Genomic DNA, 19,343 nt, shown 5'->3' with positions numbered 1-19,343 from the left:
AAGGGGATTTTTATGCGTTCGATGCGCCGTCCGCTGCTCTATATATTTTTTGCCGCCGTTTTGTGTTCGTGTTTAAGCGTTTGGGCGCAGGAAAATTCAGGCGAACAGCCGGATCCCGACAATTGGTATTTGGGTAAAAACATAACTTCGATCACTTTCGAAGGACTTAAAAATGTAAGAAAGGTAGAACTTGACGGAATCATTTCAAGTTTTATAAATAAACCTTTTAACGACGAACTTTTCGGAAACCTGTTGGACAGATTATATGCTGTCGATTTTTTCGACGATATTTCTCCTACCGCGCATCGCGATCCAAAAAAAGAAGACGGCGTAAGGCTTGTTTTTACCGTAGAAGAAAAGCCTGTGGTTTCGCGTATAGTTTTTTCAGGCAACAATAAGATCCGGAACGGAGAATTGCGGGATGCTATCGCTCTTAAAACCGACGATATTTTCGTCTTGAGCAAGGTTCTTGTGGACGAACGCGCCATACGCAATAAGTATTTGGAAAAAGGTTACCTCGATATAAAAGTGACTTCCAAGACGACGGAAACCGACGGCGGAATTGTCGTAACTTTTTATATCGAAGAAGGGTACAACACCGTAGTTACTGATATAAAATTTTCCGGCAACAGGATAATTTCGTCAAAAACGCTTACTAGCCGTCTTAAAATGAAAAAAAAAGGCTTGTTCAGAAAGGGCGCTTTTGAAGAATCTCAGCTTGAAACCGACAAGCAGGAAATAGTTAAATATTACAAGGATTCGGGCTACATAAACGCAAGCGTAATCGACGTAATACGCGAAATAACGAAAAACGAAGAAAAAAAATGCGATGAACTCACGTTGACCTTTGTCATTCAGGAAGGCGCTCAGTACACGTTCGGCGGAATATCGTTTGTCGGCAATACTATTTTTCCCTTAGAACAGATTGAAAGTCTTGTAAAACTTAAAAAAGGAGATATTTTCAATCAGACAAAATTTCAGGAAAGCGTTATGGCCGTTGCCGATCTGTATTACGAAAACGGCTACACGTCTAATAAATTTGATCCGGCAATCACCCAAGATGCGGACGCCCGCGTAGTTTCGGTAGTGCTTAATATCGAAGAAAATGCTAGGAGTCATGTTGAAAACATCATCGTGCGCGGAAATACTAAAACCAAAGAAGAGATAATCCTGCGTGAAATTCCCATAGAGTCCGGGGACGTTTTTTCAAAAGCAAAAGTGACGACGGGATTGCGCAATCTGTATAATCTTCAGTATTTTTCGGGAGTAGTGCCCGACGTTACCCCCGGATCCGAAGAAAATCTTGTCAATTTGGTCGTCTCGGTAGAAGAGCAGTCCACCACAAGCATTGAATTCGGCCTTACGTTTTCAGGCGTCACCGATCCCGACGATCTTCCGTTCGCTCTGTTTTTAAAATGGCAGGATTCCAATATACGCGGAACCGGTAAGTCTATTTCCGCCAGCACTACGCTCGCTACCGACGAGCAGTCCGTTACCGTAGGTTTTGACGAAAACTGGCTTTTTGGAAAACCGATTTCATTTTCCGAAGCTCTGACGTTTTCACACGCGAGTCTCAATGCGCTCAGAAGCGTCGTCATGGCCGACGGAACGGTAAACACCAACGATTACTATTTAAGCTATGAGCAATGGAATATCTCTTTGAACACTGGGTTTGGCCGCAGGTGGACGCCGGACTGGGCTATCATAGCTTTGTCGGGAGGACTTACCAACCGATTGATAAACAATGTCTATGACGAAGACTTATACAGACCGCTTGACAGCGCGATAAGCAATTACGCCAACGAATGGGGACTGAAAAACGCAGTCTGGGCGGCTTTTTCATTGGACGACCGCGACATAAACTGGGATCCTTCCAAGGGATGGTTTTTTAGCCAAAGATTTTCATGGTACGGATTGACTCCGTTTGAAACGGAATTTTACTTACAGAGCGCTACTAAAGGCGAATTTTATTTTACCCTGTGGAATCTGCCGGTTACCGAAACATGGAGCTGGAAAATGGTTTTGGCGGGATATTCCGGACTCACAATGCAGGTGCCCGCGTATAATTCTTTTGTAAGCCGCACGAGCCAGCTTTACATAGACGGTATGTTTACGGGACGCGGATGGACGAATATTTATAATTCCCTTCGGGGACGCGCTTTGTGGACAAGCTACCTTGAATTGCGCATGCCCGTAGTTCGCGGAGTTTTGGCTGTCGACGGCTTTCTCGATGCGGCCGTCGTAAAAGAAAGCCCCTATGAGCTGTTTAACGATCTTAACATAAACGATTTTTATTTCAGCACCGGGCCGGGACTTCGCTTTTCAATTCAGCAATTTCCGCTGCGCCTGTTGTTTGCTAGCAAATTCAGGCATAACGATGAAAGAGGTTTTTATTGGGACGACATCTGGCGCTTTGTTCTGTCGTTTAACATCATAAATAAGTGATAGTTACGGCCGCCTGTCCGCGGCGGCCGTGTTTTTAATCGGATTTGGTATTGGGAGTTACCGTATGAATAAGACAATTCGCTATTTTTTTATATGTTTGTTTTTTATCCTTCCGCATGCCTTTGCCCAGCAGCAGATAACCCGTTTCGGCGTCGTAGATACGTCTCGCGTATATCAATCGTATTTTAGGAATTCTACGGCAGTGCGAAATTACGAATCGAAAAAGGCTCAGTTTCAGGAAGAGATCAATAAAAGAACTCTGGAGCTGCAGAATCTTCAGGCGCAAAAGCTGGAATATGAAAAAAACGACAATCAGTCGGCGGCGCTCCGCATTGAAAGCGAAATCGTAAAAAAAACCGATTTTTTAAACGAGTACACGAACGCCAAGAATATTGAACTTGAAACCATAAAAAATTCCCTTCAAAGATCCGATTCTTTTTACCAAAAACTGTATGCGACGCTTTCGCACATCGCGGAATCGGAAGGCTACAGCATGATCTTAAGTCTTCAGCAGGCTAACGCCATCCTTTGGTACAGCCCTTCGGTAGACATTACCGATCAGGTGATAAGAGAACTGGGACTTTAGTTTTTTATCGGGCGGCAGGCGAAAAATGGCAACGGATTCTCAAATGACGCCGTTAATGGCACAGTATGTTTCGATAAAAGAAAAACACAAAGAAGACGTTCTCTTTTTCAGGCTGGGCGATTTTTACGAGATGTTTTTTGAAGACGCGATGGAAATTTCGCGACTTTTAAATCTCACGCTTACGCACCGGCAAGGCACTCCTATGTGCGGCATTCCTTATCACGCCGCAAAGATCTACATAGCAAGGCTTTTGCGGCTCGGAAAAAAAATTGTGATATGCGAGCAGGTGGGTGAAATTTCTCACGGAAAAGGACTTACCGAACGCAAGGTTGTGGAGATAATTACTCCCGGCACCGCCGTAGAATCCGAATACCTTAACGGATACACCAATAATTACCTCGCTGCTCTGTCCGTCAGCCGCGGCAAAGTGGGATTCGCCTACATAGACGTTACAACGTCGGATTTTTGCGCAACTTCTTGGCCTTCTTCCGTAACGGTCGACAATTTTTCCAAGGAATTGGGACGCTGCAACCCCAGAGAAATTCTTCTTCCGCTGTCGCTGAAAAACAATCAGGAAATTCAAGCGCCCATTGCTGCTATGCCCGGAATATCCGTAACCTACTATCCGGACTGGCATTTTTCTTTTGAGCTTTCATATAAAAAGCTTGTTTCGCAATTTAAAACCGCAAACCTGCAGCCTTTCGCATTGAATGAAAATTCGCCTGAAATTCCGCCTGCGGGTTTTTTGCTCGATTACCTTGGAAAGACTACCAACACGAGCATACCTCACATAAGTTCCATAAGAATTTATCACGACAGCGATTATGTAATTATAGACGATTCTTCGAGGCGCAATCTTGAAATAGTATCGAATTTGCGCGACGGGAGCAGCCGGTATACGCTTTTGGAATGTGTAAATTATACCGTAACTGCTATGGGCGGCAGAATGATGAGAGCTTGGCTTTTGTCGCCTCTTACCGACTGCAAAAAAATATCCGCCCGTCAAACGCACATTGATTTTTTTGTAAAAAACAGAGGTTTGCTTGCTAAGATAAGAGAAAATCTTTCTTCGGTTCTGGACATAGAGCGCCTTGCCGGACGAATAGCGATGGACAGAGCGCACGCAAAGGATCTGCAGGCGCTGAAGGCGAGCCTTGCGTCGTGGCTTTTAGTGCGGGAATCCTTGTTGCAGCAGGACTTCGCGCAAATCCCTTCCGAACAGGCGCAGGAGATCATAGATATGGTTCAAAATGCCATAGCCGACGATCCTGCGACGTCTTTAACCGAAGGCGGAATAATAAAAGACGGGTGGTCTGAAGAACTTGACCGATGGCGCCGAATAAACGGAAATTTTAACGAAATACTTGAAAAATATCTTGAGGAAGAAAAAGAACAGACGGGAATTTCCACTCTTAAAATAAAATACAACAACAGTATCGGATATTGTCTTGAAGTTACCAGAGGAAAATTGGGCGCCGTTCCAGAGCATTTTATAATGAGGCGCTCGCTTTTAAATGCCGATCGTTATACGACGACAAGACTTCAAGAGCTTGAAAAAGAACTTACTCAGGCGGAAACAAGGATAAACGAGCTTGAACGAGATCTGTTTATAGAAATCCGAAATAAATTAAAAAACTTTGTTCCGTATCTTTTAAAAACATCGCATGAAATCGCATATACCGACGTTACTTCATCGCTGGCTCACGCGGCGATATTGCAGAACTGGGTTAGGCCTGAAATTGACGACAGCGTAGCCTTTTTTGTGCAGGGCGGGCGGCATCCTGTAGTAGAGCGGCATCTGCCTACGGGCGAATTCGTTCCCAACGATTTGGCTCTTTTTACCGAAGCGCAGACGGAAAAAGAAACTTCTTTTGCACTTATAACAGGGCCCAACATGGCGGGAAAGAGCACATATCTGCGTCAAAACGCACTCATTGCGCTTTTGGCTCAAATCGGTTCGTTTGTTCCGGCACAAAAAGCGCATATGGGCGTAGTCGACCGCATATTTTGCCGCGTAGGCGCCAGCGACAATCTTGCACGCGGAGAATCTACGTTTCTCGTTGAAATGACCGAGACCGCCCACATATTGAGATCCACAACTTTAAAGTCCTTTGTGATTATGGATGAAGTAGGCCGAGGAACGTCCACCGAAGACGGGCTTTCCATCGCGTGGGCCGTCGCGGAATATCTGCTTGATGTTCTTAAATGCAAAACTCTTTTTGCAACCCATTATCATGAACTTACGCGCATGGAGCATCCGGCGCTGAGCCTTTTATGTATGGAAGTTTCCGAAAGGAGCGGATCCGTCGTGTTTATGAGAAAAATAAAACAAGGCGCTTCCGAAAATTCTTACGGAATCCACGTCGCCCGCCTTGCCGGTGTTCCTCAGGATGTGATAGACAGGGCTAACGAGATACTCGCTCACATTCAGTCCGTTGCGTCTTCCCGCCCGTTGCTATCTTCGTCTCATGAAATACCGGTACTTGAAAAAAAAGAAGAAAAAATCAAGTCTTTTTCTCCCGGCCTTTTCAGCGACGAAGAGATGATATTGGATGAAATCCTTTCCTGCAATACGGACGAAATGACGCCTCTGTCCGCTCTTCAAAATATCGCCCGTTGGAAAAAATCCTTATCCGGCCGTTAAGCGTTCAGGCTGGAAAATTTGCGGTTTTATTCACTTTAAAACAATTAATTATGTGTGAAATATTTTTCAAAAGGGCATTACTGCATTCCATTTGTTAGCCGGCTCTGCTTTTTTATTGAATACCTTGTCATTACCGCTTTAAGATATGCGTTTTCTTATATCGCAGGCGGAACGCAATGTATCTGCTGCGGGAATATCTGTGCGCTCCTGCCCTTATGCCGTGAGTGCCGTACGCGGTTTTTCGACTATGTTCCGCTTACGAGCGGCCTGCGCTGCCGGATCTGCGGTAAAGAACTCGTTTCCGAAAAAGAAACCTGCCTTTCATGCCGTGAAAAGAACACTGCGTCGCATATATTTCGCATTTATCCGTTATTTTCTTACCGCCTATGGAATAAAGCGGTTTTATTTGAATGGAAAACTATGAATGCGCGCGCGCTTTCGCCGTTTCTGGCTTCCGTCGTCCATAAAGCGGTATGTGAAATTGAAACGGGAAGAGTGGGAAGTCCGATCCCGATAGTGCCGGTTCCGCCGCGTCCCAATAAAATAAAGACGAAGGGATGGGATCAGATTGACGAATTGTGCCGTTTTTTAAATGGGTTTTATTCTCATAAAATCATGCCGCTTTTAGTCAGAAATTCCGTGCTGCAGCAGAAAAAGCTGGGACGGCTTCAGCGTTTTGAGAGTATAAAAAGCGCGTATTCTTGTGCGCCTAAAAAAACTCTTGATAAGTTATTGAGCGAAGGAATTCCCGAAGAGGTGATTCTTTTGGACGACGTCATGACAACCGGCGCAACCGTTGAAAAATGCGCCGCACTTTTGCAGGAAATCGGCATAGACAAAGTGCATGTTCTTACGTTGTTCACGGTAGACGGATAGCGCGGTACGAGAGAAGTACGCGGCGCTTGCGGCGAAAGGAATGCGCGGCGCTTGCGGCGAAAGGAATGCGCGGCGCTTGCACAATATTTGTTTACGATGTATCATAAATTTGAATTTACGGAGGCGTTATGGCTGACAGCGATACAAATATTCAATTGGTTACTTTTCAACTGGGCGAAGAACTGTACGGCGTAGATATTATGGGCGTTAAAGAGATCGTAAAGATACAGGAAATTCGTCCCATTCCTAACGCTCCGTATTATGTTGAAGGAATCTTAAATCTGCGTAAACAGATTATCCCGATAATCAATCTGCATAAGCGTTTTCGCTTGCAGCCGTCCGGCGCTAAAGACGGCAGCGGTACGGATTTCGAAGGCGGTTTTATTATTCTCAGCATTGAGGGGAATAATATCGGCATAATTATCGACCGCATAGCGCGCGTGATTATGGTGGATCTTGCCGAAATAAAGCCGCCGCCCCAATTGCTTTCAGGCATAGGTTCGGAATATATCCGCGGCGTCATAAGAAACGAAGACAGCGGTTACGTTATCGTGCTTGACATAAACCGCTTGTTTGATCCTAAAGAATTGCAAAAGATAATCGAATTTAAATAAACGAGTTTCCGAAAGAAAACTCGAAGTTAAAAGCGCCGCGCATATTTAGCGGTTCCCGTAAGTCAACGGATGCTACTTGTCCGTTTTAAGCTGCAATTATAGATTTGATGGAAATTTAAAATGATACAGACTTTCAGCTCTACAATCCGCCGGCGCGAAATGGACGCAGTGTTAACGTGCATGGTAGACGAAAAGATCGGCCCCGGAGAACTGAACGCACGCCTTATCCAATCGGTCAAAGATAATTTTTCATGCGCCGGAGCCGTAGCTCTCCGCAGTCCTTCCATCGCCCTGTACTATGCTCTAAAGGCCATGGAGCTCGCTTCCGATTCCGTCGTAATGATTTCAGCTCTTGCGCCGTCATGGCAGCTTCTTTGCCTTGAGAACTTTGGATATAAGCTGCTTGTGCTTGACGTTGACGAGAAAACGGGACTGGTTACTCCCGATATAGTTTTTGAAGGCATAAAAAAGGGCGGAAGAGTTCTTTTACTCCATGAAACCATGGGTATAATGCCCGACATGCAGGGTATTATGGATCTCGGGATCCCTGTGATCGAAGATATTTCGCAGAGCGCAGGCGCAGTATATAAGCCTGATACGTCTCCTGAGGAGGATCCCCAGGAATTCGGCGGCGAAAATAAAGTCGGCCCCGAATCCGTCGCGTCAAAAGCCGGTTCTTTCGGTCTTTTTACGATAATGGGTCTTGAAGAGCACGACATAATTACGGCGGGGGGAGGAGCCGTCCTCATGGCTGCAAACCGCCGCGATTGGACGGTTTTAAAAAAATATACGGACAATTTACCTCAAACGGATCTGCTTCCGGACATAAACAGCGCTCTCGGCTGGGTTCAATTAAAGGAATACCGCCGCAACGAAGAAACCCGTAAGGAAATTTTTTCGGCATATTATCGTTCCCTGCTTTCCGGCAAAAATAAAACCTTTTTACGCGCCGCCGACGAAGGATCGGCCGCATGGGGATTCCCAGTGATCCTGTCCGGCAGTTACAAAGACGTAAAACAATACGCTTCAAAAAAGGATATTGAAATCAGGAGTGCTTACGAACAGAGCGTTATCGCGCTTCGTCCTGATGAAATAGGTGCTTCATGCAGGACTGCAAAATCACTCTTGTTGAGGTGCGCTCTCTTTCCCATGTATCCCCGATTGGGGAAAAATCAAGTGATAAAAGTTTCGAGGGTTTTGGGAACCTTGCCGTGATTTTGACAATGTTATGAAAAAATGTCTTATTATTGAGAACAGCTTTAAAGAAGACTCTTTTGCCATAGGCAGGGAAATCGACGAGTTTTTGTCCATGCGAAACATAGAGACTTCGCATTTCGTCATAGCCGAGGATTCTAAAAAGACAAAGATAGACAGCGTTCCTTTTCGCGGAAATGATTTTGTTATTACCTTAGGCGGCGACGGAACCGTTCTTTTTGCCGCACGCGGCAGCGCTCCGTGGAATATACCCGTGTTCCCCGTAAACTTGGGTCTGTTCGGTTTTATCGCAGGAGTACAAAGAAATTCATGGCGATCGGATTTGGATTTGTTTATCGAAGGAAAACTTGAAGCCGTCGGTCGCAACATGATTCAGGTAGACGTTTTTCGCAATAAAAAAAAGATTTTTTCATCGAACAGTTTAAACGACGTAGTGCTCACGTCTTTGTTGCACGTTCAAATGCTTTCTTTCGACGTCGTTTACAACAAATCCTTGCTGGGGCATTTTAAAGCCGACGGAATAATCGTAGCCACAGCGACAGGCTCGACCGCATACTCAGTTTCCGCCGGAGGCCCCATTGTAGATCCCGAACTTGACGCCTTTGTGTTGACTTCAATAAATTCATTTTCTCTGTCGGTACGGCCTTTAGTCTTTAATCCTGAAGGAAAATTATCGATAACGATGCTTCCATGGCGCAACAATTCCGTAAGAGCCGTCATAGACGGGCAGGACGCCGTAGAGCTCACCGCCGACGATACTGTGGTCATCACAAAATCCCCGCACAAGGCTCTGCTCGTGGGCTGTACGATCGGCAATTTTTATGAGGCGCTCCGTTCAAAATTGAATTGGGCGGGAGGGCCGCATGCTTGAGAGGCTTACAATAAAAGACTATGCGCTCATCGATAGCGCCGACATAGAATTTTCGGACGGTTTTACCGTCCTTTCAGGCGAAACGGGTGCGGGAAAGTCGATTTTAATCGGAGCCCTTTCTTTCGTTTTGGGCGGAAAAGCTTTTTCTGTTGAACAGATAAGAAGCGGTGCAAATGAAGCTTCCGTGAGCGCAGTGTTTACGATTGAGCCGCCCGTTTTTAAAACCGTGCAGGTCGCAGCAAACGACGATTCCGGCTGCGAGACGTCTTTACCGCGCAGCGCCGGAGAATGGCTTTTTAGGCACGGAATCGAAGCGGAAGACAACACTGTTGTGCTTCGCCGTTTTATCCGTTCAAGCGGCAAGGGCGGCGCATGGATTCAAAGCACTCCCGTTTCAAGGAGCGATCTGGCGGAGTTTTCGTCTTTTTTAATAGACATTCACGGCCAGCACGAACATCAGTCGCTTATGAGAGTTTCCGAACATCGCGTTTTTTTGGATCTGTGGGCGGGAATAGAAGGACAGGTGGATTCTTTTACGCATATGTATACGCAGCTTGCCGCGAATCGGCGGCGGCTGGGCGAAATCGCTTCTTCGCAGGCGGAACGCGAACAAAAAACAGAAATGCTTTCATTTGCCGTAAACGAAATCAACGAAGCGAAACTTATACCGGGAGAGGACGCGGCTCTTGAAGAAGAAGAATCAAAACTTGCCTCGTTTGAAAAATTATACGCCGATATGGACGGCGCAGTGTCCGGCCTGTCGGGCGACGGAGAAATTCTTTCCTCGCTTAAAAAAGTGCTGAGCGAATTGTCGCACGCTGCGGATTTGGATAAGTCGCTTGATCCGCTCAGAACCAGGCTTGAAAATTCCTTTTATGAAATTTCCGACATAACGGAAGAGATCAGATCATATTCCAATGCGCTCGTGTTCGATCCTAAGCGTCTTGAAGAGATACAGGAAAGGCTCGCTCTTTTATACAAGCTGAAAAAGAAATACGCGCCTTCAGTCTCTTCTTCTATTTCGGACGTCATAGCTTACGGCGAAAATGCCGCGAAAAAACTTGAAGACCTCACGGGCGGAACTTCGGACGCTGTAAAACTGAAAGCGGAAACCCAGGCGCTCGAACGTTCGGTGTATACGGCGGCAAAGGTGATTTCCGAAAAACGGAAGTCGGCCGCTGAAAAAATGTCTTTAGGCGTTATAAGCGTCCTTGAAAAACTCGGAATGGCGGGTACTAAATTTGCCGTAAACATTACCGAAAAAGAAGGTACGGACATCACGCAAAAGTGTAATCCCTACGGCATGGATAATGTCGAATTCCTTATAAGCGCCAATCCCGGTTCCCCGCTGCTTCCTCTTGCAAAAATAGCTTCGGGAGGAGAGCTTTCGCGAGTTATGCTTGCCCTTAAGACGATTTTCGCTCAGAGCGATCCCGTAGGCACAATGATATTTGACGAAATAGACACGGGCATAGGAGGGGAAATAGCGATTGCCGTCGGAAGCCATTTAAAAAATCTCTCGAAGAATAAGCAGATCTTGTGCATAACACATCTTGCCAGTATCGCAGTTTATGCCGATAATCAGATAAGGGTGGAAAAAATATCCGACGGAGCAGCCGCAAAGACTTCGGTCGCTCCGATAACAGGCGAAGACAGGGTTTCCGAAATAGCGCGCATGCTTTCGGGAGATTCGGCGGGGACGGAATCGAGGGATCACGCCCGATCGATGCTTGAAAAATTTTCATAATGCAAGGTTCAGGAGTTTTTTATGGCTAAAATTTCAACCGAAGCCCAAGAACTGTATGAAAAAACGATACTTCCGTATAAAAATAACATTATAAGTTCGAGCGAGAAAGAACAGAATTTTTTAAGACTCATTGAAAAGGATCTTTCCGGCATTGGATATAAAAAGCTGCTTTTATGCGACGAGATGATCTATCAGGCTTCCATGTACATGATAATAAATTCTCTGTCCGTAAAATTTCTTGAATTTAGGAATAACGATGTTCTTAACGACGCAAGAAAGGCCTTGTATAAGGCGATAATATACCTTGAAGAGATAGTTTCCAATTCGGTCGACATCGCATATTCCGAACTTGAAGACCGTGTGGCCGAGATAAGCAATACTCCGCTGGAAAAAAGATATTATCAGATACGAAAATTAGGCCTTGCGATCAGCATGCTTAAAGACGCTTTCGGCGAAAATTCAAAATGGAAATGGTCCTTTGTCGAAGTGGAAGGCAGGTTCGCCGTAGTCGCAAAAAACATGATAGACATGAAACAGGCTACTAAAAGTTATTTTGACCCGCGTTCGCCGGACTATGAAAGCGCGGTGTTCTGCCTGCGCCTTATAAAGTCGCTTTTGGGCAAGTCTGCGACGTCTTACAGGGAGCGCTACGAGCTTTCGACAAGACGCATAGACGATATGCGCATGGGAATAAATTTTTTGCTGGCGCAAAGACGGCTGTGCATCGCCATGGAAGCCCGCGACGAAGCCGAAGACATAAAAAAGAAGGCTTTAGTCTGGAACGAAAAGATGGAAAAAGACCACAAAGCAGGAATAAGCTCCTAGAGAATCGTTACGCTGCCGGAATCTCGTCTTGAGTATCTCGTTTTCAAAACGTGCCGTTTCATTGCGTAGCGAAAGAGTCGGAAAATTGATTTTACATTTCCCTGAAAATAAGGTATCATTTTCTTATAGATATAAGTATAAGGAGTACGGTATTTCGCCGCTCCTTACAGCTTAGGAGGACACAGTGAAAAAGGTTGTTTTTTTGTTTGCCGTTTTGATCGGTGCATCATTGGTTTTTGCCAGCGGAGCAAAGGAAAACTCTGCTTCTTCAGACAGCCGTCCCGTAGTAAAATTGATTACTGACGCAACGGGGATCGATGACAAATCTTTTAATGCTGCCGCATGGCGCGGAATTCTTTCTTATTACGGTGACACATGGGAAAATCAAAAAGGCCGCGGTAATAAATACGAAGTGGTTTCCTGCCAAACGCAGGACATGTATATTCCCGTATTGAAGCAAATTTCCGACGAAGCGCCGGATTTGATAGTAGTTACGGGTTTTACCTTTGCGGATGCGCTTTCGGAAGTTTCGGAAGAATATCCCAATCAAAAATACATGATAGTCGATGTGGATTGGGTGAACAAACCCAATGTGATGGAATTTGTCTTTACCGAAGAGCAGGGATCTTTTTTGGTCGGCGTTGCAGCGGCTTTGCAGGCTCAGGAAGAAAAGATTGCAAAACCCAGATTCGGATTTATCGGCGGAGTTCCGGGCGTAACCATCACAAAATTTGAAGTAGGTTATATTCAGGGGCTTAGGGCCGTTATTCCGAACGCCGAGATCGTAGATTTTTATGCCAACGACTGGGGTAAACCCGAACTCGCAAAAACACAGGCGAAGAATTGGTTTGACAGCGGAGTGTATGCGATTTATTCTGCAGCGGGCGGAACCGGCAACGGTACTATAGCGCAGGCAAAAGAATACCGCATGAGCGGAAAAAACGTGTGGGCGATCGGCGTGGATTCCGATCAATATGCCGACGGCATTTATGAAGGAAAAAAATCCGCCGTTCTTACTTCGATGATCAAACGCGTCGAAGCTGCGTCCTTATATGCACTTAAGGCGGTGGAAAACAAAACCTTCAAAAGCGGAGTCGTAAACCTTTCTCTGGCCGACGACGGCGTAGGTTTTTCGGTTGCAAATCCCGATCTTAAACCGTCGGTGGTTAAAAAGATCGAAGAATACAGAGCGAATATTATCAGCGGAAAGATAAAGATCATAGGCACTTATAAAGACGCTTTGGCCGCAGGAAAAGTTCCTGCAGGACTCGGCGCAAAAGACAACTGAACCGTTTTATAAGGTGCGGGTCTGTCGAAAGTTGGAGATTTCGGCGGACTCGTATTTTTTATTTTGAGGTGCTCTATGGACTATATCGATCCCGATAAAAAAAACTTGATCGAAATGCTGGGAATAACTAAGGCCTTTCCCGGCGTCGTTGCCAATGACAATATAACCTTGACCGTGCAGGAAAACGAAGTTCTGGCCTTGCTCGGTGAAAACGGCGCGGGAAAATCCACCCTTATGTCTATTCTGTTCGGTTCTTACGAACCCGACTTCGGGGTTATAAAAATCAGAGGCAAGACGGTCAAGATCGACGATCCTAACGTCGCTACCGCATTGGGAATCGGTATGGTTCACCAGCATTTTAAACTTGTTCACAACTATACCGTAGCCGAAAACATAGTTTTAGGTTTCGAGCCCAAGAAAAAATTCGGACTGCTGGATTTGAATTCCGCAGAAAAGAAGGTTTCCGAGCTTTCCGAAAAATACGGACTCAAGGTTGATCCTAAGGACAAAATAGAAGATATAACCGTGGGAATGCAGCAGCGCGTTGAAATTCTTAAAGTCCTTTATAGAAGCGCGGACATAATAATATTTGACGAACCGACTGCGGTTCTCACTCCGCAGGAAATAGACGATCTCATCCTTATAATCAAGCGTCTTAAAGCCGAAGGAAAAACCATAATAATAATCACTCACAAACTGCAGGAAATAAAAGCCGTAGCTGAGCGCTGCACGGTTTTGCGCCGCGGAAAAGTCATAAGCACCGTAAAAGTTTCGGACGTTTCCGAGCAGGACTTGGCCGAAATGATGGTAGGGCGCGCGGTCAAATTTAAAATCGAAAAAAAGCCGCCGAAGTTCGGAGACGTAAAACTTCTGCTGGATAAAATTTGTGTAAAAAACTCCCGCGGGCAGATCGCCGTTCGGGATCTGTCGCTTGACGTGCGTGCCGGAGAGATTGTGGGCGTCGCCGGCGTTGACGGCAACGGGCAGTCGGAACTGCTTTTCGGAATTACAGGAATGGCGCCGCTCACAGGCGGAAAAATATATATTAACGGCGTAGATGTGTCAAAATATTCGATCAGAAAACGCATAGAAGCCGGTCTGGGATATATTCCCGAAGACAGGCAAAAACATGCGCTCATCGCCGATTTTTCCCTTGCCGAAAACATCGCCATAAAGAACTATTATCTTCCGCCGTATACTAAAAACGGCTGCGTGCTCGTAGAAGACGAAATGAAAAACAAGGCCGAGTCGCTCATAGAGGCGTTCGATATACGGGCTGCTCAGGGCGCGGATACAAAGGCCGGAAGCATGTCCGGAGGAAACCAGCAAAAGGCTATCGTCGCGCGGGAAGTAGACATGGGCGGCGGAGTATTGGTAATCGCGCAGCCTACCCGGGGACTTGACGTCGGCGCGATCGAGTACATTCACAATCGCATTATCGAAGAAAGGGATAAGGGCAGGGCGATTCTTTTGATCTCGTTCGAACTTGACGAGATTATGAATCTTTGCGACAGGATCGCTACGATTTCTAAAGGTATGATAGCCGGAATTTTTAACGCGGGCGAAGTTACCGAGAGGGAAATAGGCATTATGATGGCCGGTTCCAAGGACAAACATTCGGAGAGGATCGCATGAGTGAAAATACCGCAGAAAAAAGAAATTTTACGGCCTTTTTGATGAAGTCCGACGGAGCCGTTTCTGCTCTAGTCGTCCTTATGGGATTTCTTTGCGCAACCTTGCTCGTCGTAATCGTAGGCCGAAGCCCTGCCGGAATATATAAGGCTATTCTTCAAGTTGTGACGGGCTTTAATGCGAACAACGGCAAATGGAACATACGCTACGTGGGCGAATGGCTTAACTATTCGGTTCCCTTTATCTTATGCGGGTTTTCGATGGCCTTCGCCGCACGTTCGGGACTTTTCAATATAGGCGGAGAAGGACAGTACATAATAGGAATGACCGTCGCGCAGCTTGTAGCTCTCACCTTTCCTCCCATACCCTTTATTCACTTGGTTTTAGCCCTTGTTCTTGCCACTGCGGCGGGCGTAATATGGGGCGGCGTCGTAGGATATCTAAAAGCGCGTTTTGAAGTTTCGGAAGTTGTAGCGACTATAATGTTAAATTATATCGCCCTGTTTCTTTCCCGCATCGTAACGCTTGCCATACCCGGCACGAATACCTATAAAACTCCCAACTTTCCTGAAACGGCGAGCCTGCGCTTGAATTTTTTAACCAAACTCACAAATTCTTCCGCTCTTAACGCCGGCTTTTTCATAATGCTCGTCTGTGTGCTTGTCTATTGGTTTTTAATGGAAAAGACGAATGTGGGTTTCGGGCTCAGGGCTACGGGTTTTAATAAGGACGCCGCCAAGGCTTCAGGAATTCCGGTTGTCGCAAGCATAGTTATCGCGATGGCCGTTTCGGGCGCTTTTGCCGGATTGGGCGGCGGAATTGTCGCGCTGGGTTCTTTTAAATACGGCCGAGTTATTGCGGGCATGGATAATTACGGATTTACGGGAATTGCAGTCGCCCTCGTGGGCAACAACACCGCGCTCGGCACCTTTTTTGCGGGGCTCCTGTTCGGAATGCTGCAGGCCGCCCAGCCCATCATGCAGTCAAATAAGATTCCCAAAGAAATCACATTTATCATCCAGGGGCTTGTGGTAGTATTTATTTCGCTGAAAGCCGGATTCCGCCTATTTCTCATCTGGAGAGAGCGAAGGCGGACGGAAAAACTTGAATCCGCGAATTTGAAAAAAAGCGGCGGAACGCAGGACTCTATCGGAAAAAGAAATGCGGCGGCGTACGATGACGATGCGGCTGAAAAATCCGGCGTGAGCGGTAAAACGCGCAGCGTAACCGGAGACGGGGAGGCATAAAATGAACATGCTTTTAGGAATAATACCTTCCGTACTGATGATTTCGTCGCCCATTTTGATAACCGCCGCCGGCGGCATGATCTGTGAACGAAGCGGCGTTACGAATATCGCCCTTGAAGGCCTTTTGGGAATAGGCGCTTTTTGCGCAGCTTCTACGCACGTGCTCATGGAATCGTTTTTTCCGTATTCCGAGTGGCTCGCGCTTGCAGTAGGAGCCGTTTTCGGAATGCTTTTTTCGCTCATACACGCTTACGCCAGTATTTCGCTGAACGCCGACCAAACGGTATCGGGCACCGGTATAAATTTACTTTCTACCGGAGTGACTATTTTCTTTTCCCAAATTCTTTTTTCTTCCGACCGCACGCAGCCCTATAAGATCGGCATGTTTCCCGGGCCGGGAGGAATTTATCCTACGGCGTACATAGCCCTTGCCGTAATAATAATTTCATGGTTTATGCTCTATAAAATTCCGTTCGGGCTTAGATTGCGCGCCTGCGGAGAACATCCCGACGCCGCCGCTTCCGTAGGCGTAAACGTCCGTAAGATGCGTTATTTTGCAGTCTTGGCGTCAGGCCTTTTGGCGGGACTAGCCGGCGGCTGCCTTGTCCTTACAGAAACAATTCAGTATACGTCAAACACGATCAACGGCACGGGATTTATTTCTCTGGCGGCGGTTTCTTTCGGGCGATGGTCTCCTTTGGGAATCACGGGATCTTCACTGTTGTTCGGAGCGGCTGTAGCTTTTGCAATTTATGTAGTGAATATTCCGGTCTTGAGCAATATGCTTCCGGCCGAATTCTTTAATCTTTTGCCCTATGTTATTACCCTTCTTGCCTTGGTGATATTCAGCGGTAAAAATTATGCGCCGGCTGCAAACGGAAAGCCTTACGTTACCGGCGCGTCCTAAGCTGCCGGAGCGTTCGCGTAAGAAAGTGTAAGCGGATTAATAATTTAACGGAAAAGTCATGCTCGATAAACGATTGATCTTAAAGATATTTGAAGCGTTTTCCATTGAAAGATGGAACGACCTTGTAAGGCCGTTTCAGATAATTGAAATGGATAAGGCCGCCGAAAAAATGGTCTTGGCCTATGTCTTCGGTAAATTTGAAGAGAATAAGGGAACCGAAATCGATTGGGAATGGATGATATATGCGTCCGTCTTCGATTTGCTTAGAAAGATCGCGCTCTGCGACATAAAGGCTCCCGTTCAGCACCTCATGAAAAAAGAATATCCTTCCGAATACATGAGGCTTAACGAATGGGTTTTGTCCCAGTATCGCTCCCTCATTCATGACGACGAGCTTTTTTCCCGTTTTACATTGTACGTAGGACAGTCGTCGGGTCTGATTCCTTTAACCGATACGGAAAACACAACTTACCGTATTTTTCGCGCCGCGCATAAGTATTCTACGCTGCGAGAGCTGGACATGATTTCCATGGTAAACGAACCGCGCCGCCTTGACGCGATCCGGCGGGAACTTGAAGACGTTATGCAGGGCTATCTTGATCTTCGCGCCTTACAGCTCTTGCTCACGCGGCAAAGGCCGTTCGACTTTTTAATGATTATAGAACAGCTCAGGTTTCAGCGCCGCTGGAACCAGACGCCAAGGGTTCCTGCAACAAGCGTTTTGGGGCATTGTTTTTTTGTTGCGCTTCTTACCGTCTTATTGGCGCGTGAGACGAGCGTAAATTTTTCACCGGTGAGATTGTACGACGATTTTTTCAGCGCGCTTTTTCATGATCTTCCCGAATCGGTAACGCGGGACATAATTTCGCCGGTAAAACAGGCGACCGACGAGCTTCCTCACATCGTAAAAGAAATAGAAGAAATGTTTGTGCGTAAAGAGCTTTTGCCGTACATGGAAGATTTTTATTCCGGCGAACTGCTTTATTTTACAAGCGACGAATTTTGTAACCGCGTAATGATTGACGGAAAGACTAAGATAGTTTCATGGGAAGAATTGAATTCGGTTTATACCGACAAGGACAAACCCGTCGACGGTAAACTTGTACGTTTGGCGGATCATCTTTCGGCTCTTTTGGAAGCCGACAGTTCAATACGTCATGGAATAACTTCGACTCACCTTGAAAACGGACGCAAAAACATGCTTAAACTTTATGCGGACGGCGAACTCATAAACGGTATAGACGCGGCGTCGCTTTTCCGTTCCTTAATAAGCAGGTAGCGGTAGCCGAACGAGTTACCGCGCCGCAGCCAAACCTTAGCCGAACAGAGACGTAGAAAAAAACGTCTTTCGGGGCGGCTGTTTAGTTTTCTTGTTTTCAAACTCTTACGAAAATTCTTTTTTATGCCGATAAGGGTATTGTATGAATTTACGATTTGGAAATCTTGCTATAAAAAAAACGACGGTATTTTTCTGTGCGGCGGTGCAGGTCTTTTTAAGTTTATATGTATTTGCCGATTCCACTCATACGGTTTCGAAGGGAGAAACCCTTTATGCCATAAGCCGGAAATATCAGATTACGGTAGCCGAACTTCGCGCCGCAAATAATATGTCGGAAAGCGACGTTTTAAAAACGGGGCAAAAACTTACGATACCCTCGGCCGACATTTCCGCAGCGGCGGCGCTTACGGGAGCTCCCGTTTCGGATTCTTCGCAAAAGAAAAACACGAAGGTCTATATCGTGCAAAAGGGTGATACGTTTTACGGAATAGCGCGAAAAAACGGTATTCCTCTTTCGGAGCTTTTTGCGTTAAACGGGCTCGGAAACGATGCCGTTCTTAAAGCGGGCGAAAAATTGCTGGTTCCCGATTCCCTTGTCGCATCGGCGGATTCCGGGGACGGAAGCGGCTCGGGTAAAAAAAACGCTTCTTCAATACCCGCGTCTTCAAAAGCTGAAAATCCGAACGATCAAAACAAAATCTCGGAAACAACTGTTTTGGATTTGAAATCTGCAGATCCCAGAAAATACACGGACGCTGAAAAAATCGATACCGGCGTAGTGTGGCCGGTAAAAGATCCTAAAGTGACGTATGTAAAAGGAAAAGTTTCGGGCGTTCAGCTTTCCGCCAAGCGCGATGAAAATGTTACCGCCATAAGAGCCGGCACGGTAATGTACTGCGGAATTTACCGAGGTTTCGGGCAGGTGATTTTCGTTCAGTCTAAAACGGGATTGATTTATGCGTATACGGGACTGGGTTCCGTTGAAATTCAAAAAGGCGATTACGTCGTGGCCGGGGCGCAGCTCGGCACCGTCGGAATAGATACGATCAGTATGCAGCCGCAGATGACGCTTATGGTTTTTCAGAACGGAATGCCGATAGATCCGGCAAAGGCTCCGCGCGGATAAAAGCTGCGGCAGTTTGATTTTGCCGTCCCGCAGCGGCAGCG

At 46.4% G+C, this 19,343-nt stretch carries 15 protein-coding genes; all 15 read left to right on the top strand.

Features of this window, described 5'->3' with window-relative positions; all coding sequences use genetic code 11:
• Positions 1 to 12: 12 nt before the first annotated feature.
• A complete protein-coding gene (gene bamA / locus HRI96_RS07720) occupies positions 13 to 2,445 on the top strand; it encodes an outer membrane protein assembly factor BamA (RefSeq protein WP_256729183.1) in 2,433 nt (810 codons plus the stop codon).
• Positions 2,446 to 2,509: 64 nt separating this feature from the next.
• Entirely contained in the window at positions 2,510 to 3,031 is a 522-nt protein-coding gene (locus tag HRI96_RS07715; protein WP_210116809.1) for an OmpH/Skp family outer membrane protein, read from the top strand.
• 25 nt (positions 3,032 to 3,056) lie between these two features.
• Complete coding sequence (gene mutS, locus HRI96_RS07710) at positions 3,057 to 5,675, top strand: DNA mismatch repair protein MutS (protein WP_210116808.1); 2,619 nt, start codon at positions 3,057 to 3,059, stop codon at positions 5,673 to 5,675.
• Between the two features lie 54 nt (positions 5,676 to 5,729).
• A complete protein-coding gene (locus HRI96_RS07705; RefSeq protein ID WP_210116807.1) occupies positions 5,730 to 6,551 on the top strand; it encodes a ComF family protein in 822 nt (273 codons plus the stop codon).
• A 128-nt stretch (positions 6,552 to 6,679) separates the two neighbouring features.
• On the top strand, positions 6,680 to 7,165 hold the full coding sequence (locus tag HRI96_RS07700; RefSeq protein WP_210116806.1) for a chemotaxis protein CheW: 486 nt from the start codon (positions 6,680 to 6,682) through the stop codon (positions 7,163 to 7,165).
• Between the two features lie 120 nt (positions 7,166 to 7,285).
• Positions 7,286 to 8,380 (top strand): DegT/DnrJ/EryC1/StrS family aminotransferase, encoded by a 1,095-nt coding sequence (locus HRI96_RS07695; protein WP_210116805.1) that lies wholly within the window; start codon positions 7,286 to 7,288, stop codon positions 8,378 to 8,380.
• A gap of 13 nt (positions 8,381 to 8,393) precedes the next feature.
• Complete coding sequence (locus HRI96_RS07690) at positions 8,394 to 9,251, top strand: NAD(+)/NADH kinase (RefSeq protein ID WP_210116804.1); 858 nt, start codon at positions 8,394 to 8,396, stop codon at positions 9,249 to 9,251.
• A complete protein-coding gene (recN, locus tag HRI96_RS07685; protein ID WP_210116803.1) occupies positions 9,244 to 10,998 on the top strand; it encodes a DNA repair protein RecN in 1,755 nt (584 codons plus the stop codon). Before HRI96_RS07690 ends, recN begins: the two co-directional genes overlap by 8 nt.
• Before the next feature lie 21 nt (positions 10,999 to 11,019).
• Positions 11,020 to 11,823: a hypothetical protein gene (locus tag HRI96_RS07680; RefSeq protein ID WP_210116802.1), complete on the top strand. Its 804-nt coding sequence runs from the start codon at positions 11,020 to 11,022 to the stop codon at positions 11,821 to 11,823.
• A 184-nt stretch (positions 11,824 to 12,007) separates the two neighbouring features.
• Positions 12,008 to 13,111, top strand: coding sequence for a BMP family lipoprotein (locus HRI96_RS07675; protein WP_210116801.1), 1,104 nt, complete (start codon positions 12,008 to 12,010; stop codon positions 13,109 to 13,111).
• Positions 13,112 to 13,186: 75 nt separating this feature from the next.
• Positions 13,187 to 14,746, top strand: coding sequence for an ABC transporter ATP-binding protein (locus HRI96_RS07670; RefSeq protein WP_210116800.1), 1,560 nt, complete (start codon positions 13,187 to 13,189; stop codon positions 14,744 to 14,746).
• Positions 14,743 to 15,990, top strand: a complete 1,248-nt coding sequence (locus tag HRI96_RS07665; protein WP_210116799.1) for an ABC transporter permease — start codon at positions 14,743 to 14,745, stop codon at positions 15,988 to 15,990. The genes HRI96_RS07670 and HRI96_RS07665 overlap by 4 nt, the downstream gene beginning before the upstream one ends.
• Before the next feature lies 1 nt (position 15,991).
• Entirely contained in the window at positions 15,992 to 16,897 is a 906-nt protein-coding gene (locus tag HRI96_RS07660) for an ABC transporter permease (protein ID WP_210116798.1), read from the top strand.
• 58 nt (positions 16,898 to 16,955) lie between these two features.
• Positions 16,956 to 18,176: an HD domain-containing protein gene (locus tag HRI96_RS07655; protein WP_210116797.1), complete on the top strand. Its 1,221-nt coding sequence runs from the start codon at positions 16,956 to 16,958 to the stop codon at positions 18,174 to 18,176.
• 142 nt (positions 18,177 to 18,318) lie between these two features.
• Complete coding sequence (locus tag HRI96_RS07650) at positions 18,319 to 19,302, top strand: M23 family metallopeptidase (protein WP_210116796.1); 984 nt, start codon at positions 18,319 to 18,321, stop codon at positions 19,300 to 19,302.
• Positions 19,303 to 19,343 lie beyond the last annotated feature (41 nt).

This window comes from Treponema parvum (assembly GCF_017893945.1).
In the GTDB taxonomy this organism is placed as follows: Bacteria; Spirochaetota; Spirochaetia; order Treponematales; family Treponemataceae; genus Treponema_D; species Treponema_D parvum_A.
This window is presented reverse-complemented; position numbering and strand designations above follow the sequence as displayed.